The organism is Halomonas fontilapidosi, from assembly GCF_014192285.1.
Classification (GTDB): Bacteria; Pseudomonadota; Gammaproteobacteria; order Pseudomonadales; family Halomonadaceae; genus Halomonas; species Halomonas fontilapidosi.
Map to the genome: position 1 here is coordinate 386,530 of NZ_JACHXQ010000002.1, position 17,761 is coordinate 404,290.

The following is a 17,761-nucleotide window of genomic DNA, read 5'->3' on the forward strand; positions in this document are numbered from 1 at the left end:
CAAGGAGAACCGGATGTCGGATGATGTCGGCGCGCGACTGCGTGCCCTGCGCACCTTCAAGGGCATCTCGCAGCGCGAGCTGGCCAAGCGCTGCGGGGTCACCCACTCCAGCCTGTCGCTGATCGAGCAGGGCAAGGTAAGCCCCTCGGTGAGTTCGCTGAAGAAGATTCTCGACGCCATCCCGATGAGCGTCGGGGACTTCTTTACGATGGACCTCGAGAGCCGCAACCAAGTGTTCTATTCCGCCAGCGAGCTGGCCGACATGGGTTCGGGGGACGTTATCTACAAGCTGGTGGGGGCCAACCGCGCCAGCCGCGCACTGGCCTTCATGATCGAGACCTACCCCCCTGGGGCCGACACCGGCCGCGAGATGATTGCCCACCAGGGCGAGGAAGCCGGCGTGGTGCTGGAAGGCAGGATCGAGATCACCATCGGTGCCGACGCCCGCGTGCTAGGCCCCGGCGAGGCCTACTACTTCGAGACCAACGTCCCCCACCGCTTCCGCAACGCCGGCACTGAGCCCTGCCGGCTGGTCAGCTGCGCGACCCCCGCCCGGGCGTTCTGACAGCGAACGGCGTCAGCCCTGCTTGAGCTTCTCGATCTCCTCACGCAGCGCCTCGGCCTCCTCGGTCAGCGAGGCGTTGGCGCGCATGTCGCCGTTGCGCGCGGCCAGCATGGCCTGCTCGAGCTTCTGCTCATAGGTCTTCTGCAGCTTCTTGGTGGGATCGCTCTTGAAGAGGCCGAACATAGCAATGACTCCTGCCGGGAATGTCATGTCAGGCTACGCGCCTCGACGGCAAAAAGCTATGCAATTACTGTACAGATTTATTTTCCCGTACATGAAAGCGACGAGGCCGGCACTCCGGGTGCCGGCCTCGTCGTATCAGCGTTGCCAACGGGCATCAGGTCGCCAGTGACATCCAGACACTCTTGAGGTCGGAATACTCCTCCAGGGAGTGGTGGGACTTGTCGCGGCCGTTGCCGGACTGCTTGACCCCGCCGAAGGGCATGGTCTGGTCGCCGCCGGCCCAGTTGTTGACGAACACCTGGCCGGAGGCCAGCCGCCGCGTCACCCGCATGATGCGATCGATGTCCTGGCTCCACAGCCCCGCCGCCAGGCCGTAATCACTGTCGTTGGCCATGGCGATGGCCTCCTCCTCGCTGTCGAAGCCGAATACCGCGAGCACCGGGCCAAAGACCTCCTCACGGCCGATGGCCATCGCCGGCGTCACGTCGTCGAACACCGTGGGCGGAATGAACAGCCCCTGGCCCTCCAGCGCCTCGCCACCGCAACGCAGCCGGGCCCCCTCCTCGACGCCCTGGCGAATATAGTCGAGGATGCGGCGATGCTGGGTTGCATCGACGATGGCCCCCATGAAGCTCTGCGGGTCCAGCGGGTCGCCGGGCTGCATCGCCTCGGCTGCGGCCAGCACCTTCTCGACGAAGACCTCGCGGATGCTGTTCTCCACCAGCAGCCGAGAACCGGCGATGCACACCTCACCCTGGTTGTGGAAGATCGCGGCGGCCGCATGCTGGGCGACGCGGTCGAGATCCTTGCAGTCGGCGAAGACGAGGTTGGGACTCTTGCCGCCGCACTCCAGGTAGAGGCGCTTGAGGTTGGACTGGCCGGCATACTGCATCAGCTGCTTGCCGGTGGCGGTGGAGCCGGTAAAGGAGAGGCAGTCCACCTGCATGGAGAGCGCCAGCGCCTTGCCCACGGTGTGGCCGAAGCCCGGCAGTACCTGGAAGACCCCGCGGGGAATGCCTGCCTCCCTGGCCAGCTGAGCGAGGCGCAGCGCCGAGAGCGGCGACTTCTCCGAGGGCTTGAGGATCACGCTGTTGCCGGCGGCCAGCGCAGGAGCGATCTTCCAGGCGGTCATCATCAGCGGGAAGTTCCAGGGCACGATGGAAGCCACCACGCCCAGCGGCTCGCGCAGCACCAGTGCCAGGGCTTCCTCGCCGGTGGGCGCGACTTCGCCATAGAGCTTGTCGATGCACTCCGCCTGGTAGCGGATGCAACCGATGGCACCAGCCATGTCGCCCAGGGAACTGTTCACCGGCTTGCCCATGTCGAGGGTATCGAGCAGCGCCAACTCGTGCTTGTTGGCCTCCATCAGGTCGGCCAGGCGCAGCAGCACCTTCTTGCGCCGCCCCGGCGCCAGGCGCGACCAGACGCCGCCATCGAACGCCGCCCGGGCATGGCCTATGGCAAGCTCGGCATCGGGGCTATCGCAGCTGGCGACACGCGCCAGGCGCTCACCGGTGGCGGGATTGAGGGTCTCGAAGGTCTCGCCACTGGCCGCCTCGACGAAGGTGTCGTCGATGAAGGCACGCGACTCGAGGGTCAGGCCGGCGGCCAGGGCCTGCCAGTCGGCCAGCGTCTTGGGGGGTTCAGGGCGGCTCATGCGGGTCTCTCCTCGGGTTGCGGCTCGTCGGCGAGGCGTGGTGCCAGGCACCGTGCGGTTTCGTCCAGCGCCTCGCGTGCCAGGGTCACCAGGTCATCGATCTGCTCACGGGTGATCACCAGGGGCGGGGCGATGATCATCGTATCACCCACCGAACGCATCACCTGGCCACGGCGGAAGCTGATGTCGCGACACAGGGTGCCGGCGGCAAGCGCCTTGTCGAAGCGCTCGCCGCTGACCGGGTCGATGAGCTCCAGGGCCCCCATCAGCCCTAGGGTGCGGGCCTCGCCGACCAGGGGGTGATCGGCAAGCGTGGTCCAGCGGCTTGCCAGGTAGGGCCCCAGCTCGTCGCGGACCCGCTCGACCACGCCCTCGGCCTCCATGAGCTGCAGGTTCTTCAAAGCCACCGCGGCGCACACCGGATGGCCGGAGTAGGTGAAGCCGTGAAAGAACTCGCCGCCCTCCTCGACCAGGGTGTCGGCAACCCGATCGCCGACCAGCACCCCGCCGATCGGCAGGTAGCCGGAGGAGAGCCCCTTGGCGATCGGCACCAGGTCGGGGGCGAGATCAAAGTGGGCACTGCCGAACCACTCGCCCAACCGTCCGAAGCCGCAGATCACCTCGTCGATCACCAGCAGAATATCGTACTTCGCCAGCACCGCCTTGACCGCCGGCCAATAGCTCGCCGGCGGAATGATGGCGCCACCGGCGCCCTGCACCGGCTCGGCGATGAAAGCCGCGACGTTTTCCTCACCGAGCTCGAGAATTCGTGCCTCGATGGCCGCCGCACACTCGCGACCAAAGGCCTCGGGGTCCTGGCCCTCGGGACGCCCCTCATCAAACCAGTAGGGCTGACGGACATGGGTGATGCCCGGCACGCAGGGCCCGCCCTGCTCATGCATGGGCGCCATGCCGCCGAGGCTCATGCCGGCCACGGTGGAGCCGTGATAGCCGTTCTCGCGGCCGATCACCCAGTGCTTCTGCGGTTTGCCCTTGAGGGTCCAGTAGCGGCGAACCATTCGCAGCACGGTGTCGTTGGCCTCGGAGCCGGAACCGGTAAAGAAGATGTGATTGAGGTGCGCAGGCGCCAGCGCGCAGAGCTTCTCGGCCAGCTTCACCGCCGGCGGATGGGTGGTCTTGAAGAAATTGTTGTAGTAGGGCAACCGGCGCATCTGCTCGGCAGCAGCCGTGACCAGCTCCTCGCGCCCGTAGCCCAGGTTGACGCACCACAGGCCCGCCATGCCGTCGAGGATCCGGTTGCCCGCGGCGTCGAAGATGTAGACCCCCTCGGCATGTTCGATGATGCGGCTGCCCTCCTCGCCCAGCGCCTTGAAGTCGGTGAAGGGATGCAGGTGGTGGGCACGATCCAGTGCCTGAAGCGACTGCGACATGAGGGTAGCTCTCCGGGTCGGGACGACGGCCTCAGGCGCCGAGGGGTTGTGGGGTGCGGGCAACGCGGTGCGCCTGGCAGGCCGCGGCGAAGCCGAGGAACAGAGCATCATGGAGCGGGTGCTCGCGCGGCTTCCATTCGGGGTGCCACTGAACGGCCAGGACGAAGCCTGGCGCACCGGCGACCGAGATCGCTTCGATCTGACCGTCAGGCGCCACGGCCTCGGCGACGAGCCCCGGCCCCAGTTCGGCGATGCCCTGCTGGTGCAGGGAATTCACCCGCGAGGTCGGCGCTGAGTAGAGCGCCGCGAGGCGTCCACCGGGGACCAGGGTAATATCGTGACTCGGCGCATACGTCGTCTCGCGATCGCCCTCGGGTTCGCGATGGTCAAGCCGGCCGGGCACCTGCTGGAGGGCCTGGTGGAGGGTGCCGCCGAAGACCACGTTGAGCTCCTGGAAACCGCGGCAGATACCCAGCAGGGGCAGCCCCAGGTCCAGGGCAGCGGGAATCAATCGCAGTACCGCCGCATCGCGATGCGGGTCATCCCGGGTGTTCTCGGGCGCACGCTCGGCACCGTAGCGCTGCGGCTCGACATTGGTGTAGCTGCCGGTGAGCAGCAGACCATCGAGCGACGCCAGCAGGTCGCGCTCCATGCCGTCCTCCCACACCGGCAGGATCACCGGCGCCAGGCTATAATCGCGCAGGGCGGCGAGGTACTTGTCGGTGACCATGTGGGCGGGGTGGCCTTCCACCTCGCGCCGACAGGCGATCACGCCTACCAGGGGTCGAGTGCGCATGGCGGTCTCCTCGAAACACGCGTGATGTCTGTTATGCTTTGCTCAACATAGCGCGGTTGATTAATCTTGCCAACCCGGCACATGGAGCATCGCCTGAAACGCATCATCAAAAAGTTGTTTTATAGGGTATTTTCATGTCAAACCGGCTAACATCCTGATACTCACCCCCAGGTTTTCGTAAAAGATTTGACAACAAATATGTCCACCGCCAATGATGGCAACCATGCCAACATGCGAAGGAAACAGGTGTCACCATGCCCTCTCACCCCGTCGATGAAGCCCGTGATTTCCTGGCGCGTCATCCCGACGTCGCCAGCATCGACCTGCTGATCAGCGACCTCAATGGCGTGATGCGTGGCAAGCGCATCCCGCGGGCCAACCTGGAGAAGGCCTATCGTGACGGGGTTAACCTGCCCGCCTCGGTCTTCGCCCTGGATATCCTCGGCAATACGGTGGAATCGACCGGCCTGGGGCTCGAGACCGGCGACGGTGATCGGGTCTGTCGTCCCGTGCCGGGCACCCTGATGCCGAGCCCCTGGCTGCGCAACGGCCGCCAGGCCCAGCTGCTGATGACCATGACCGACGCCGACGGGTCACCCTTCTTCGCCGACCCCCGCCAGGTGCTCGACCGTGTGCTGGAGCGCTTTCGCCGCGCCAGGCTGACGCCGGTCGTCGCCGTGGAGATGGAGTTCTACCTGGTCGACCGCCAGCGCGATCCGCTGGGGATGGTGCAGCCCCCCTGCTCGCCGGCCAGCGGTGAGCGTGCCAGCCAGAGCCAGCTCTACTCGATCACTGAACTCGACGAGTATGCGGACTTTCTGGAGGACATCCATGCCGCGGCCCTGGCCCAGCATCTGCCGCTGGACACGGCCCTCAAGGAGTGCGCCCCGGGGCAGTTCGAGATCAACCTGATCCACTGCGACGATGCCCTGACGGCCTGCGACAGCGCGGTGCTGCTCAAGCGCCTGATCAAGGGCGTCGCCCTGCACCATGGCTTCGAGGCCACCTTCATGGCCAAGCCCTATGGCCAGGAAGCCGGCAACGGCACCCATGTGCATATCAGCCTGCTCGACGAGACCGGAAACAACGTCTTCGCGGCCGAGGACGAGGCCCTGCTCGGCACGCCGCAGATGCGCCACGCCGTGGCCGGGCTGCTCGAGCTGATGCCGGCCTCGATGGCACTGTTTGCCCCCAACCTCAACTCCTTCCGTCGCTTCCAGCCGGGCCTCTATGTGCCGATGGCGCCGACCTGGGGCTTCGACAATCGCTCGGTGGCCCTGCGCATCCCCTCGGGGCCCAATGCGGCGCGGCGCATCGAGCACCGCGTGGCCGGCGCCGACGTCAACCCCTACCTGCTGCTGGCCGCCCTGCTCAGCGCCATCGATCACGGGATGCAACGCGCCTTGACGCCGCCCCCGGCCATCACCGGCAATGCCTATGACCAGGTGGCGCCGAGCCTGACCAACAGCTGGTGCCAGGCACTGGCGCTGCTGGAGGAGAGTGAAATCCTCAGCGAGGCGCTGGGGGCAGAATTCGTGCGGGTCTTCGTGGCCAATCGCCGGGCCGAGCGCGAGCAGACCTTGCAGGCCGTCAGCAAGCTGGAGTACGACTGGTACCTCCGCCACGTCTGAGCCCTCGACAACCATAGCGCCCCGGCCAAGAGGGTCTGGCCGGGGCGCTTCATGGGGAACGGCTCTCGGCTCGCTCAGCCTTCCTGGGAGGCGGCCTCATGCCATTGCGGCTGGCCCTCTTCGAGCCTGACGCGATCCCCCTGGGGAGGGTGCTCCAGGCGGCTTGTCTTCACCGTCTCGCCATGGCGCCAGGTCACCTCATACCCTTCGGTCTGCTGACGCGTATCGACCACGGTGCGGCACTCCTGACGGGTCGTGGTGCGCGGCTGGGACTGCGCCGCCTGGGCATGCTGACGTGCCTCCACCCGCTCCTGGACCTCGCGCCCGGCCAGGCCACCGCCGATGGCACCCGCCAGCGTGGCGATCTTCTTGCCGCTGCCGCCGCCGACCTGGTTGCCGAGCAGGCCACCGACGATGGCCCCGGCGGCGGTGCCCAGCACGCGGTGAGGGTCTCGACTGCCTTGCCCCGTCGGCGCCTCCGGTGGCAGTTGCACGACCACCTGTTCACACACCTCACGCGGGGTCTCCACGGTGCGCGTCAGGGTCTCGACGCTGGTGATCTGGGCATACGTCGGGCCACGCTGCTCCTGGATCTGCCAGGCGCCGAAGGCCAGCCCGCCCAGCCCCAGCACGGCCAGCGTAGCGCCCACCACAATCGACTTGCTCATCTGTCACCTCCTGAAGGGACGCACAACGCCACTCGCTGAAACGCTATCGCGCCCGTCGTGAATGGCCACGAGGGCGCGGAGCGATGAGAGGCAGCGCGATCCGGCGCCACCCGACGTGACCCAGTATAGGGCCGACGCCCCCCGCCGGGTGGCAGAGGAAACGGCTTTCACATTGCCTGCATGGCTGTCGCCAGAGGGCGACAGCCAAGCTACTCAGGCCAGCGTGTCCTGGGGCGAGATGACGGGATGGCCTGCCGCCTCATCGACGGCGGGCTCATCAGGCATCAGCGCTTGATGCCCCTCGAGCCAGCGGCGCGTGGCTGCGACCCGATTGAAGGTGAAGACGTGCAGGCCGACGAAGCCGCCCATGGCATTACCCAGGACGGGCTCCAGCCCCTGCAGCAGGCCATCGGGCTGATAGGGCGAGGGCCGCAGCAGCCGCCTCATCCAGCCCGACTGACGGCGCAGCGAACGCACCGAGGGCCCCAGCCCCAGACGCAGGGCGATGGCGAGCAGGCGGGCGGGGTCCATGACCCCGGGAATACCGGCAAAAACCGGCAGGGTTAGGCCCAGCCGCTGCTGCCGCTCGCGCCAGGCACGCAGCGGCGCCGCCTCGAAGCACAGCTGGGTCACCGCATAGTCGGCCAGCGCCGCCTTGGCCTCCAGGTCACGCTGCAGCGCGCCCTCGGTCAGCCGCGGATGCCCCTCCGGATAGGCCGGCACCCCGACCCGCTCGGGGCGTGTCGTCAGGCCCGCCATGTCCTCGAGCAGTGCCAGGCCATGGGGATACTTGCCCAGCGGACGCTCGGCATCGCCGCCCACCACGAAGGCATCCCGGGCGCCCAGTGCCGCCAGGCGATCCAGCAGCCGCTCCAGATGGGCTCGGTCGTGGACAAGCCGGGCGGCAAGATGCGGAACCACCCGAAACTGCCTTGCCATCAGCCATTCGCAGGCCTCAAGCGTGCGCTCGAGACCGTGGCGCGGCGAGCAGGTCACGGTGATCACGGCACCCTCGGGCAAGGTCAGCGCCGCATCCTGCATGCCGGCGATGGGTAGCAGCTCGAAGCGGGTCGCCTGCCTCCGGCGCTGGCCGAACCCCGCTGACAGGGCGGCTCGATTGATATCGTTCATGGCAGCTTACCCCTTGGGTATCTCCTTGCTGGGGTCGTGGAAGGGTTTCTCCACCACGCGGGCCTCCTGCAGGCCGGTATTGGCCTCGATGCGCAGCGGCGTGCCCAGCTCGGCCACCTCGACCGGCACCATGGCGTAGCCGATATTGCGCTCCTGGCGCGGCGAGTGAGTGGCCGAGGTCACCTTGCCGATACGCTCGCCTTGGGTATCGAACACCGGGAAGACATCGATCATCGAGCCGTCGGTGAAGTAGCCAATCGCGGGCCCATCGATCTCCACACCGACCAGCTTGCGCGATACGCCCTCGGCCTTGATGCGCTCCAGCGCGGCACGTCCGATAAAGTCGTCATCGCCGCGCAGATCGATCATCCAGTCGTAGCCCATCCCCACCTCGAAGGGGTTGGTGTCGTACCAGATGTCACAGCCGAAGGCGAGGATACCGCCCTCGATGCGGCGAATGTGGCAGGGGCCGATGACCTGCATGCCGTGAGGCCGACCGGCCTCGTAGACCCGCTGCCAGAGTGCCTCGCCGAAGCGGCTGGCCTCGCGCAGGTAGATCTCGTAGCCGATCTCCCCGGAGTAGCCGGTACGCGAGATCACCACCGACATGCCGTCGAGCTCGGCCTCCATCAGGTGGTAGTAGGGCATGCCCAGCACCGCCTCACCGAACAGGTCCACCATCACTGCCTTGGCCTGGGGCCCCTGGACCTGCACCGGGGCCACATCCACTTCCCGGATGGTGACGTCGAGGCCGGCGTTGAGCGCCAGGCCCTGGCACCACAGCAGGATGTCGCTGTCGGCGAGCGACAGCCAGAAACGGTTCTCCTCGATGCGCAGCAGCACCGGGTCGTTGAGGATGCCGCCATCGGGAGCCGTGACAAACACATACTTGCACTGGCCCACCTGGCAGTGGCGCATATCGCGGGGCACGAGCCGCTGGGTGAAGGTGAAGGCATCGGGCCCGCTGATCTCGATCTGGCGCTCGACGCCGACGTCCCACAGAGTCACGCCCTGCACCAGGGCCCAATACTCGTCTACCGGGTCGGTGTAGAGGCGCGGATGGTAGTGGTGGTTGTAGACGCTGTACTTGCGCACCCCGTGCCGCTGTGAGGCATAGAAGAAGGGCGATTTGCGGATGCGCGGATAGAGCAGGATTTCCGGCGCCGATTGGGTGTGCTGAGTGCTCTGAATGCTCTCGATGGCCTGGGACATGACGACCTCCTCCACTGGCGTTTTACTGGGCACCGGCACCCACCGGTCGCCCTGCCTTCGACACTAGTCCCTGTGCCGAACGCCCATCTCACCATGGGCGTCGAGCTTCTTGGTCTGGACGACAGAGTCACCTCGGGTCTGTCGCCACCGGGCAGGGAGGCGTCGTCGCGTGAAAGCGTGCGGGCAGGGCCCTGTCATATGCTCGAGGGGAAACCCTCGAACTGAGGAGAATCCCCATGGCGGCGCTACCCTCGCAGGCAGACGCGGTGATCATCGGCCTGGGCGGCATCGTTGGTGCCTCGGTCGCTCATCACCTGATCGAACAGGGCTGGACGAACCTGGTAGGGCTCGAGAAGTCCGCCCTGCCCTCGGATATCGGCTCCACCGCCCACGCCTCCGACTTCTGCTTCATGACTTCCCACGACCGCTTGGGTTGCTACACCACCACCTACAGCCAGCGCTTCTTTGCTGCGCTGGGACACTACCGCAAGGTCGGTGGCCTGGAGGTCGCGCGGGTCGGCGACGAGGCGCGGCTGGCCGAGCTGCAGCGCAAGGTCGCCTCGGGCAAGGCCTTCGGTACCCGGGTGCGCATGATCGATGCCGACGAGGCGGTGGAACGCTTCCCGTTGCTGGACAGGGCGCAGGTGCTGGGCGCCATGTGGGACCCCGATGCCGGCCTGGTGGTCCCGCGCTCCCAGCAAGTGGCGGGGGAGCTAGTCGAGCGCGCCGTGCAGAGCGGCCACCTGCGCGCCTTCGCCGAGACCGAGGCGCTGGATATCGATGTCCGGGATGGCCGGGTCCAGGGTGTCGAGACAACCAGGGGCTATGTCGCCACCCCGCGCGTCATCGTCACCTCGGGCATCTGGGGCCCGATTCCCGCGGCCATGGGGGGTGCCGCCCTGCCGCTGATGCCGGTGGAGCATCCGCTGCTGTTCTTCGGCCCCTTCACGGCCTTCGCCGGCACCGGCAAGGAGATCGGCTACCCACTGATGCGCGACCAGGGCAACTCTGCCTATATGCGCGATACCGGCGACCCGAGCTCCACCGAGGGCGGCCAGCTGGAGTGGGGATACTACGAATCGTGTGAGCCAAGGTTGGTCCCCCCACGCGACATCCTCGAACGCCATCAGGCACGCCTCTCCCCGTCCATGCGCGACTTGGGGCTGGAGCAGGTAGAAACCGCCTTCGAACGGGCCATCGAGCTCGCCCCTGTTCTCGGTGAACTGGGCTGGGACGAGAAACACTCCTTCAACGGCCTGCTATCGGTCACCCCGGATGGCGGCTCGCTGGTCGGCGAGGCGCCGGAGACCCGCGGTCTGTGGCTGTGCGAAGCGGTATGGGTCAAGGACGGCCCCGGCATGGGCAAGCTGCTGGCCGACTGGATGACCCGGGGTCACCCTGAGGTCGATCCCTGCGGTATCGACATCGCGCGTTTCTACCCCGTGCAGAAGACGCCCCGCCATGTCGTGGGCCGCTGCGAGGAGATCGCCCGCAAGATCTACGACCCGCCAGTGCATCCCCGCGAGCCCTTCGAGAGCGGTCGCGACCTTCGCCGCGGCCCCTTCTGGCCGCGCGAGCAGGCGCTGGGAGGCTATTTCATGGAGGCTGCCGGCTGGGAGCGCGCCCACGGTTATGCCGCCAACGAGACGCGTCTGGCCGGTTATCTCGAAAGGGTGCCAGAACGCCCCGTCGAGTGGGATGCCCGCCACTTCTGGCGGGTATCCAACGCCGAACAGCTGGCGCTTTCCGACGACGTCGGCATGATCAACCTCTCGCACTTTGCCATCTTCGATATCGCGGGCCGCGATGCCGAGGCCCTGCTGGAGCGGCTCTCGGTAGCCAAGGTGGGCGGCAATACTCCCGTCGGCAAGGGCGTCTATACCCACTTCCTGGACGCCTTTGGCGGCGTCCACTCGGATCTCACCATCGTGCGCCTGGGAGCGGAAGCCTGGCGGGTGGTCTGCGGGGGCGATACCGGCCACCGCGACCTGATGTGGATGCTGCGCCGCGCCGAGGAGTGGGAACTGACCCATTTTCAACTTGAAGATCGTAGCGACGGTCTCGCCACTCTGGGCCTGTGGGGCCCCAACGCCCGACGCACCCTGCAGGCCCTGGCCGACGATCCCGCAGCCCTCGACGATACGCGCTTTCCTTTCGCCACCGCCCGCGAGATCCGCGTAGCAGGGCTGCCGGTATGGGCGTTTCGCATCTCCTACGTGGGCGAGCAGGGCTGGGAGCTCTATGTGCCCGCGAGCTACGGCCTGGCGCTCTGGGACCGGCTGTTCGACGCCGGAGTGGTCCCGGTGGGCATCGAGACCTACGCCAACAGTCGCCGTCTGGAGAAGAGCCTGCGGCTGCAGAACGTCGACCTTCTCACCGACTACAACCTCGTCGAGGCGGGCCTGGCACGCCCCAGGGTCAAGGACGCGGCCTTCCACGGCAAACCTGCCTACCTGGAGCAACGCGAGCGCAACCAGCAGCCTGCCACGCTTTGCACGCTGGTGATGGAGGAACACCACGACAGCACGGGCCGGCCGCGCTTCCCGGTCGGGCAGTCGCCGCTGCTCGACCCCGAGAGCGGCGAGGTACCGGTGGACGCCCTGGGCCGGCGCTCCTACACGACCAGCATCGCCTATGGCCCCTCGCTTGGGCGCAACATTGCCCTGGCCTACCTGCCTCCCGAATATGCCCGGGAAGGCGGATCACTGCTACTCGAATACTTCGCCGAGCACTACCCGATGCGCGTCGCTGCGGTCGGCTATCGCCCCCTCTTCGATGCCGAGAACGCCCGCCCACGGGGCTGAAGACGTCTCAGCCGCCAGGCGACGTGCCCTCTGACGCCGCCAGCTCGGCCATGCGGTCATGGCGGCGCTTGCGCTCGGTACTCGGCGAGTGGCCGAAGTGGTCGTGGTAACACTTGGTGAAGTGGGTCGGTGAGACGAAGCCGCAGGCCAGTGCCACCTCGGTGATCGGCATCCGGGTCTGCAGCAGCAGCAGCCGCGCACGGGCCAGGCGCAGCTCAAGGTAGTACTTGAGCGGGGGGCAACTGACATAGCGCTGGAAGAGGCGCTCCAGCTGGCGACGCGACAGGCCGGCGTAATCGGCCAGCTCATTGAGCGCCAAGGGTTCCTGGAGATTGGCTTCCATCAGGGTGGCGACTTCCTCCAGCTTGGGATGACTATGCCCCAGGCGCACTCGCAGCGGGCTGCGCTGGCGATCGCCAACGCCACGGATGCGTTCATGGATGAACTCCTCGGCGATCGCTTCGGCCAGTGCCAGCCCCTGCTGGCGGCTCACCAGGTTGAGCATCATGTCTAGGGGCGCGATGCCGCCCGAACAGGTATAGCGGTCGCGATCCATGACGAAGAGCTGAGAGGTGAAGGTCACCGCTGGGAAGCGCCGCGCCTCGTGCAGACTGCCGATGTGCTCCCAGTGCAGGGTGCAGCGATACCCGTCGAGCAGTCCCGCACTGGCCAGTGCATAACCGCCCGTGCACACCGCCCCCAGGGGAATATGACGCTCGGCCAGACGCCGTAGCCAGTCGAGCGTCGCACGATCGCAGTGCGCCTGCACGTCCACCCCACCGCACACCAGCAGCAGGTCCAGCTGCGGCATGGGCGCCAATGCCTGGTCCACCGCCGTTGCCAGGCCGCTGCTGGCCGTCACTGCCGTGCCGTCACGGCTCACCAGGTGCCAGGTGTAGAGCGGGCGATCGGCCAGGTGGTTGGCCATGCGCAGCGGCTCCAGCGCCGAGGAGAAGGCGAGCTGGGAAAACCCCGGCAGCAGCAGAAAGCCGATGTCGTAATGGTCCTTGGCCGGTATGGGAGCCTCCATTACCCCTCCTATCTATAGACCGACGCACGACCGCGACGCCCTTGCCTCAGGCATAGCCCATGCCCTCCGCTGTCGGCAAGGATGGCGTGCCGTCTCGGCTGTCGCTGTGCCCAAGGCTCCCGACGCCGGCAGGCAAGACCGACGCGAGAAGCGCGCAATACTGAACCTGACGAGCGGCCTACGTCCAGAGGAGAGATGGCGATGTCACCCCAAGCAACCGAACAGGCCTTGTCCAGGCCCGCCGACAACCTGAGCATCGCCCGCGCGGTGAGACTCTGGCCCATCGAGGAGATCGCCCACCGCCTGGGGGTACCCGGCGAAGCCGTGGAGCCCTATGGCCGTGGCATTGCCAAGCTCGACCTGACGGCCATGACGGCGCTCGCCGAGCGTCCACGCGGACGCTACGTAGTGGTCACCTCGATGACCCCGACGCCGCCCGGTGAGGGCAAGACCACCACCGCCATCGGCCTGGTCCAGGGGCTGCAGCGGCTCGGCCACACCGCTACCGTGGCCCTGCGCCAGCCCTCCATGGGGCCGACCCTGGGCCTCAAGGGAGGCGCCACCGGCGGCGGCTACAGCCAGGTCCTGCCCATGGAACGCATCAACCTGCACCTGACTGGCGACATACACGCGGTGGGGGCGGCTCACAACCTGCTGGCGGCCATGGTCGACAATCACCTCCACCACCGTCTGGAACCCGAGCTCGATCCTCGCGAGGTACGCTGGCAGCGGGTCATCGACCTCAACGACCGCGCCCTGCGGCATCTGGTCATGGGCCTCGGCGGGCGCGGTGACGGCATTCCCCGCCAGGGCGGCTTCGAGATCACCGCCGCCTCGGAGGTGATGGCGGTGCTGGCACTGGCAGACTCGCTGGTCGATCTGCGTCGGCGCCTGGGCCGGGTGATCGTGGGCCTGGACCGCAGCGGCGCGCCGGTCACCGCCGAGCAGATTGGTGCCGCCGGTGCCATGACGGTGCTGCTCAAGGAAGCCCTCAAGCCCAACCTGCTGCAGACCCTGGAACATGCCCCGGCGCTGATCCACGCCGGCCCCTTCGGCAACATCGCGCATGGCAACTCCTCGATCGTCGCCGACCACATTGGCCTGCATGCCGGCGATTTCGTGGTCACCGAGGCGGGGTTCGGAGCCGACATGGGCGCCGAGCGTTTCTTCAACATCAAGTGCCGGGCCTCGGGCCTCGTGCCGGATGCGGCGGTGCTGGTGGTGACCGTGCGGGCCATGAAATACCACAGCGGCCGCCACCAGGTGGTACCCGGCCAGCCGCTGCCCGCCTCGCTGCTGGCGGAATCCCCCGATGAGGTGCGCGAAGGCGGCGCCAACCTGCTCAAGCAGATTGACAACGTACGCGCCCACGGCCTCAACCCGGTGGTGGCGATCAATGCCTTCCCCAGCGACCATGCCAGCGAGGTCGACGCCATTCGCGAACTGGCGGCCTCGGTGGGCGTGCGCGCCGAACTCTCCCGCCATGTGAGCGACGGTGGCGAGGGCGCCCTGGCCCTGGCAGAGGCGGTGGCCGAAGCGGCCGAGGCCGGCGGCGACTTTCGGTTCCTCTACCCCGCCGAGATGCCGCTGACGGCCAAGATAGAGCGCATCGCCACGCGCCTCTACGGGGCGGAAGGGGTCGATTTTGCGCCGGGCGTCCGCGCGCGGCTGGAGGCCTGGGAACATGAGGGATATGGCGACCTGCCGGTATGTATCGCCAAAACGCACATGTCGCTGTCCTCCGACCCGGCCAGGCTCGGTGCTCCCACGGGCTGGCGGCTGCCGGTTCGCGAGGTGCGCCTCTCGGCCGGCGCCGGCTTCGTTTACGCCCTGGCCGGCGATATCCGCACGATGCCCGGCCTCAACGCCTCGCCGGCCGCCACCCGGCTGGATATCGACGACGAGGGCAATACCGTCGGACTCTACTGATCCTATATCCCGAGCTTGTCGCGGGTCTGGTAATACCAGGCGCCGATCGCGGAGAGCGGCACGCGCAGCAGGCGCCCGCCCGGAAACGGCAGCTGAGGCAGGCCGGCGAAGGCGTCGAAGCGCTCCTCGCGACCCGTCATCACCTCGGCGATCAGCCGCCCGGCCAGATGGGTACAGGTGACGCCGTGTCCCGAGTAGCCCTGGGCATAGTAGACGTTGTCGTTGATCACCCCGAACTGTGGCAGGCGATTGAGCGTCATCAGAAAGGTGCCGCTCCAGGCGTACTCGACCTTAACGTCGGCGAGCGATGGGAAGGTCGTGAGCATCTTGGGGCGAATGACGCCCGCGATGTCCGCCGGGTCACTGCCCCCATAGTTGACGCCGCCGCCATAGAGCAGGCGGTTATCATGGGTCAAGCGATAGTAGTCGAGCAGGTAGTTGCAGTCCTCCACCGCCAGGCCATGGGGGATCAGCGCGCGAGCCCGTGCCTCGTCCAGCGGCTCGGTGGTGATGATCTGGGTGCCGCAGGGCATCGAACGGCCCTCGATCTCGGGCAGCACGCCCTTGAGGTAGGCATTGCCGGCCATCACCACCCGCTCGGCCCTCACGCTACCCTCGGCGGTGCGAACCACCACCGGCGTGCCGTGTTCCACGCCGGTCACCGTCGAGTACTCGAAGATGCGCCCGCCCAGCGACTCGACGGCGGCCGCCTGGCCCAGCACCAGATTGAGCGGGTGCAGGTGGCCGCCACCGTGGTCGACCAGGGCGCCCGTGTAGCGCTCGGTATCGACCTCGCGCTTGACCGCCTGCCCTTCCAGCAGTTCGAGCTCCCGATAGCCGTAGCGCTCCCATAGCGCCTGGTGCTCGCGCAGCCCCTGCAATTGCCTGGCGTTGCAGGCGGCGAAGAGGTTGCCGTCCCGGAGGTCACAGTCGATGGCGTAGCGCTCGACGCGCTCGCGGATGATGCGGTTGCCCTCGAAGGCCATGTCGCCCAGCGCACGGGCCGTCTCGGCACCGTACTTCGCCTCGATGACGTCCATGTCGCGGCTGTAGCTGTTGACGATCTGGCCGCCATTGCGCCCCGAGGCGCCATAGCCAACCTTCACCGCCTCGAGCACCACCACCGAGAACCCGGCTTCGGCCAGGTGCAGAGCCGCCGAGATGCCGGTGAAGCCCGCCCCCACCACGCAGACGTCACAGCTCACTTCACCTTCGAGGGCGGCGCGCTCGGGGGCATCGTTGGCAGTGGCGGCGTACCAGGACGCGGCATGGTCACGTTCGAAAGGAACCGGCATTCAGGCCTCCTGAAACAGTTGTTTTTCCCTTGGGGCCCCACAGTCTTGCTACACCCTCAGCAGCAGGTGCTCGCGTTCCCAGGAACTGATGACCTGGAAGTAGGCGCGGTGTTCGGCACGCTTGACGGCCAGGTAGCTATGGGTGAAACGCTCGCCGAGGATATCGGCCAGCGGCTGACAATCGTGCAGCAGATCCAGTGCCGGCCCGATATCGTCGGGCAGCTTGTTGCCGCCTGACCACGCAGAGCCGGTCATCGGCGGGCGCGGTTCGAGACGACCCAGCAGGCCCAGATAGCCGCAGGCCAGCGACGCCGCCATGACCAGGTAGGGGTTGGCATCCGCCCCCGCCAGGCGGTTCTCGACCCGCGTCGCCTCGGGCGATGACACCGGCACGCGCAGACCCACGGTGCGGTTGTCCATGCCCCACTCCACGTTGATCGGGGCCGAGCCGCTGGTCTCGGTGCGCATCAATCGACGGTAGGAGTTGACGTTGGGCGCCAGCAGCGGCATCACCGCGGGCAGGTAGCGCTGCAGCCCGCCGATGAAGTGGTGGAACAGCTGGCTGGGCTGGCCGTCCGCGTCGGCGAAGACGTTGTGCCCGTCCTTGGCGTCGAGCAGGCTCTGGTGGATATGCATGGAGCTGCCCGGCTCATTGGCCATGGGCTTGGCCATGAAGGTGGCATACATGCCGTGGCGCAGCGCCGTCTCGCGCAGGGTACGCTTGAACATCACCACCTGGTCGGCAAGGGTCAAGGGGTTGCCATGCTGGAAGTTGACTTCCATCTGGCCGGCGCCCTCCTCGTGGATCAGGGTGTCGAGGTCCAGGTTCATGGCTTCGCAGTAGTCGTACATCTCCTCGAACAGCGGGTCGAACTCGTTGACCGCATCGATGGAGAAGGACTGGCGGCTGCTCTCCTGGCGGCCGGTGCGACCGATCGGCGGCTCCAGCGGGTAGTCGGAATCGGTATTGGTCTTGACCAGGTAGAACTCCACTTCCGGCGCGATCACCGGCGTCCAGCCGCGGGCGGCGTAGAGCTCCAGCACCCGCTTCAGCACATGGCGCGGCGCCAGTTCGACCGGTTCCCCGGTCAGGTAGAAGCAGTCATGGATGATCTGCGCCGTGGGATCCTCGGCCCAGGGCACCAGGTAGATGGCGCTCGAATCGGGCACCAGTTCCATGTCGCGCTCGGCGGGATTCCAGAAGCGGATGTCCTCGTCATCGGGATAGCCGCCGGTGACGGTCTGGATGAAGATCGAATCGGGCAGCCGCGGTCGGCCGCCGTTGAGGTACTTGCCGGCGGGCATGATCTTGCCCTTGAGGATGCCGGTCAGGTCGCTGACCAGGCACTCGACCTCGGTAATGCCGTGACGCTGGAACCAGTCGTTGAGGAGCGGCTGCTCCTGTCGGTTACTCATGGGGAATTTCCTTGCTCGGGATGGCGGGCCCCCGGCCCGATGCCGGGGGCCCT

Annotated in this window: 14 protein-coding genes; 4 read left to right on the forward strand and 10 right to left on the reverse strand. The window is 67.2% G+C overall.

Annotated features, from left to right (window positions below; all coding sequences use genetic code 11):
* The first annotated feature begins 13 nt into the window (after window positions 1-13).
* Window positions 14-565: a cupin domain-containing protein gene (locus tag FHR95_RS05420; protein WP_183313644.1), complete on the forward strand. Its 552-nt coding sequence runs from the start codon at window positions 14-16 to the stop codon at window positions 563-565.
* A gap of 12 nt (window positions 566-577) precedes the next feature.
* Here FHR95_RS05420 and FHR95_RS05425 read toward each other — a convergent pair whose 3' ends face one another.
* From FHR95_RS05425 to FHR95_RS05440, 4 genes are all read right to left on the reverse strand, one after another.
* On the reverse strand, window positions 578-748 hold the full coding sequence (locus tag FHR95_RS05425) for a DUF6435 family protein (protein ID WP_143422526.1): 171 nt from the start codon (window positions 746-748) through the stop codon (window positions 578-580).
* A gap of 154 nt (window positions 749-902) precedes the next feature.
* The gene (locus tag FHR95_RS05430) at window positions 903-2,405 is read right to left on the reverse strand and encodes an aldehyde dehydrogenase (RefSeq protein WP_183313645.1); all 1,503 of its coding nucleotides are present in this window, start codon (window positions 2,403-2,405) and stop codon (window positions 903-905) included.
* Complete coding sequence (locus tag FHR95_RS05435; protein ID WP_183313646.1) at window positions 2,402-3,796, reverse strand: aspartate aminotransferase family protein; 1,395 nt, start codon at window positions 3,794-3,796, stop codon at window positions 2,402-2,404. Before FHR95_RS05435 ends, FHR95_RS05430 begins: the two co-directional genes overlap by 4 nt.
* Before the next feature lie 31 nt (window positions 3,797-3,827).
* Window positions 3,828-4,592 carry a gamma-glutamyl-gamma-aminobutyrate hydrolase family protein gene (locus tag FHR95_RS05440; protein ID WP_183313647.1) on the reverse strand — a complete coding sequence of 255 codons (765 nt, stop codon included), beginning with the start codon at window positions 4,590-4,592 and terminating at the stop codon, window positions 3,828-3,830.
* A gap of 254 nt (window positions 4,593-4,846) precedes the next feature.
* Here FHR95_RS05440 and FHR95_RS05445 point away from each other — a divergent pair, with 254 nt between their 5' ends.
* Window positions 4,847-6,223, forward strand: a complete 1,377-nt coding sequence (locus FHR95_RS05445; protein ID WP_183313648.1) for a glutamine synthetase family protein — start codon at window positions 4,847-4,849, stop codon at window positions 6,221-6,223.
* Between the two features lie 74 nt (window positions 6,224-6,297).
* Here the strand turns inward: FHR95_RS05445 and FHR95_RS05450 are convergent, their stop codons facing one another.
* The 3 genes from FHR95_RS05450 to FHR95_RS05460 all read right to left on the reverse strand — a co-directional run bounded on the left by FHR95_RS05450 (window position 6,298) and on the right by FHR95_RS05460 (window position 9,234).
* Window positions 6,298-6,891, reverse strand: coding sequence for a glycine zipper 2TM domain-containing protein (locus FHR95_RS05450; protein WP_183313649.1), 594 nt, complete (start codon window positions 6,889-6,891; stop codon window positions 6,298-6,300).
* A 213-nt stretch (window positions 6,892-7,104) separates the two neighbouring features.
* On the reverse strand, window positions 7,105-8,022 hold the full coding sequence (locus FHR95_RS05455; RefSeq protein WP_183313650.1) for a methylenetetrahydrofolate reductase: 918 nt from the start codon (window positions 8,020-8,022) through the stop codon (window positions 7,105-7,107).
* Window positions 8,023-8,028: 6 nt separating this feature from the next.
* Complete coding sequence (locus tag FHR95_RS05460; RefSeq protein WP_183313651.1) at window positions 8,029-9,234, reverse strand: glycine cleavage T C-terminal barrel domain-containing protein; 1,206 nt, start codon at window positions 9,232-9,234, stop codon at window positions 8,029-8,031.
* Between the two features lie 236 nt (window positions 9,235-9,470).
* Here FHR95_RS05460 and FHR95_RS05465 point away from each other — a divergent pair, with 236 nt between their 5' ends.
* Window positions 9,471-12,038 (forward strand): GcvT family protein, encoded by a 2,568-nt coding sequence (locus FHR95_RS05465; RefSeq protein WP_183313652.1) that lies wholly within the window; start codon window positions 9,471-9,473, stop codon window positions 12,036-12,038.
* A 7-nt stretch (window positions 12,039-12,045) separates the two neighbouring features.
* On the opposite strand, the gene FHR95_RS05470 is transcribed toward FHR95_RS05465, so the two are convergent.
* On the reverse strand, window positions 12,046-13,068 hold the full coding sequence (locus FHR95_RS05470; protein ID WP_183313653.1) for a GlxA family transcriptional regulator: 1,023 nt from the start codon (window positions 13,066-13,068) through the stop codon (window positions 12,046-12,048).
* Between the two features lie 201 nt (window positions 13,069-13,269).
* Between FHR95_RS05470 and FHR95_RS05475 the strand changes: the two genes are divergently transcribed.
* Window positions 13,270-14,997, forward strand: coding sequence for a formate--tetrahydrofolate ligase (locus FHR95_RS05475; RefSeq protein ID WP_221199215.1), 1,728 nt, complete (start codon window positions 13,270-13,272; stop codon window positions 14,995-14,997).
* A 2-nt stretch (window positions 14,998-14,999) separates the two neighbouring features.
* Here FHR95_RS05475 and FHR95_RS05480 read toward each other — a convergent pair whose 3' ends face one another.
* Together FHR95_RS05480 and FHR95_RS05485 are read right to left on the reverse strand one after the other, a co-directional pair.
* A complete protein-coding gene (locus FHR95_RS05480; RefSeq protein WP_183313654.1) occupies window positions 15,000-16,292 on the reverse strand; it encodes an NAD(P)/FAD-dependent oxidoreductase in 1,293 nt (430 codons plus the stop codon).
* Between the two features lie 48 nt (window positions 16,293-16,340).
* Window positions 16,341-17,708: a glutamine synthetase family protein gene (locus FHR95_RS05485; protein ID WP_183313655.1), complete on the reverse strand. Its 1,368-nt coding sequence runs from the start codon at window positions 17,706-17,708 to the stop codon at window positions 16,341-16,343.
* Between the last annotated feature and the right edge of the window lie 53 nt (window positions 17,709-17,761).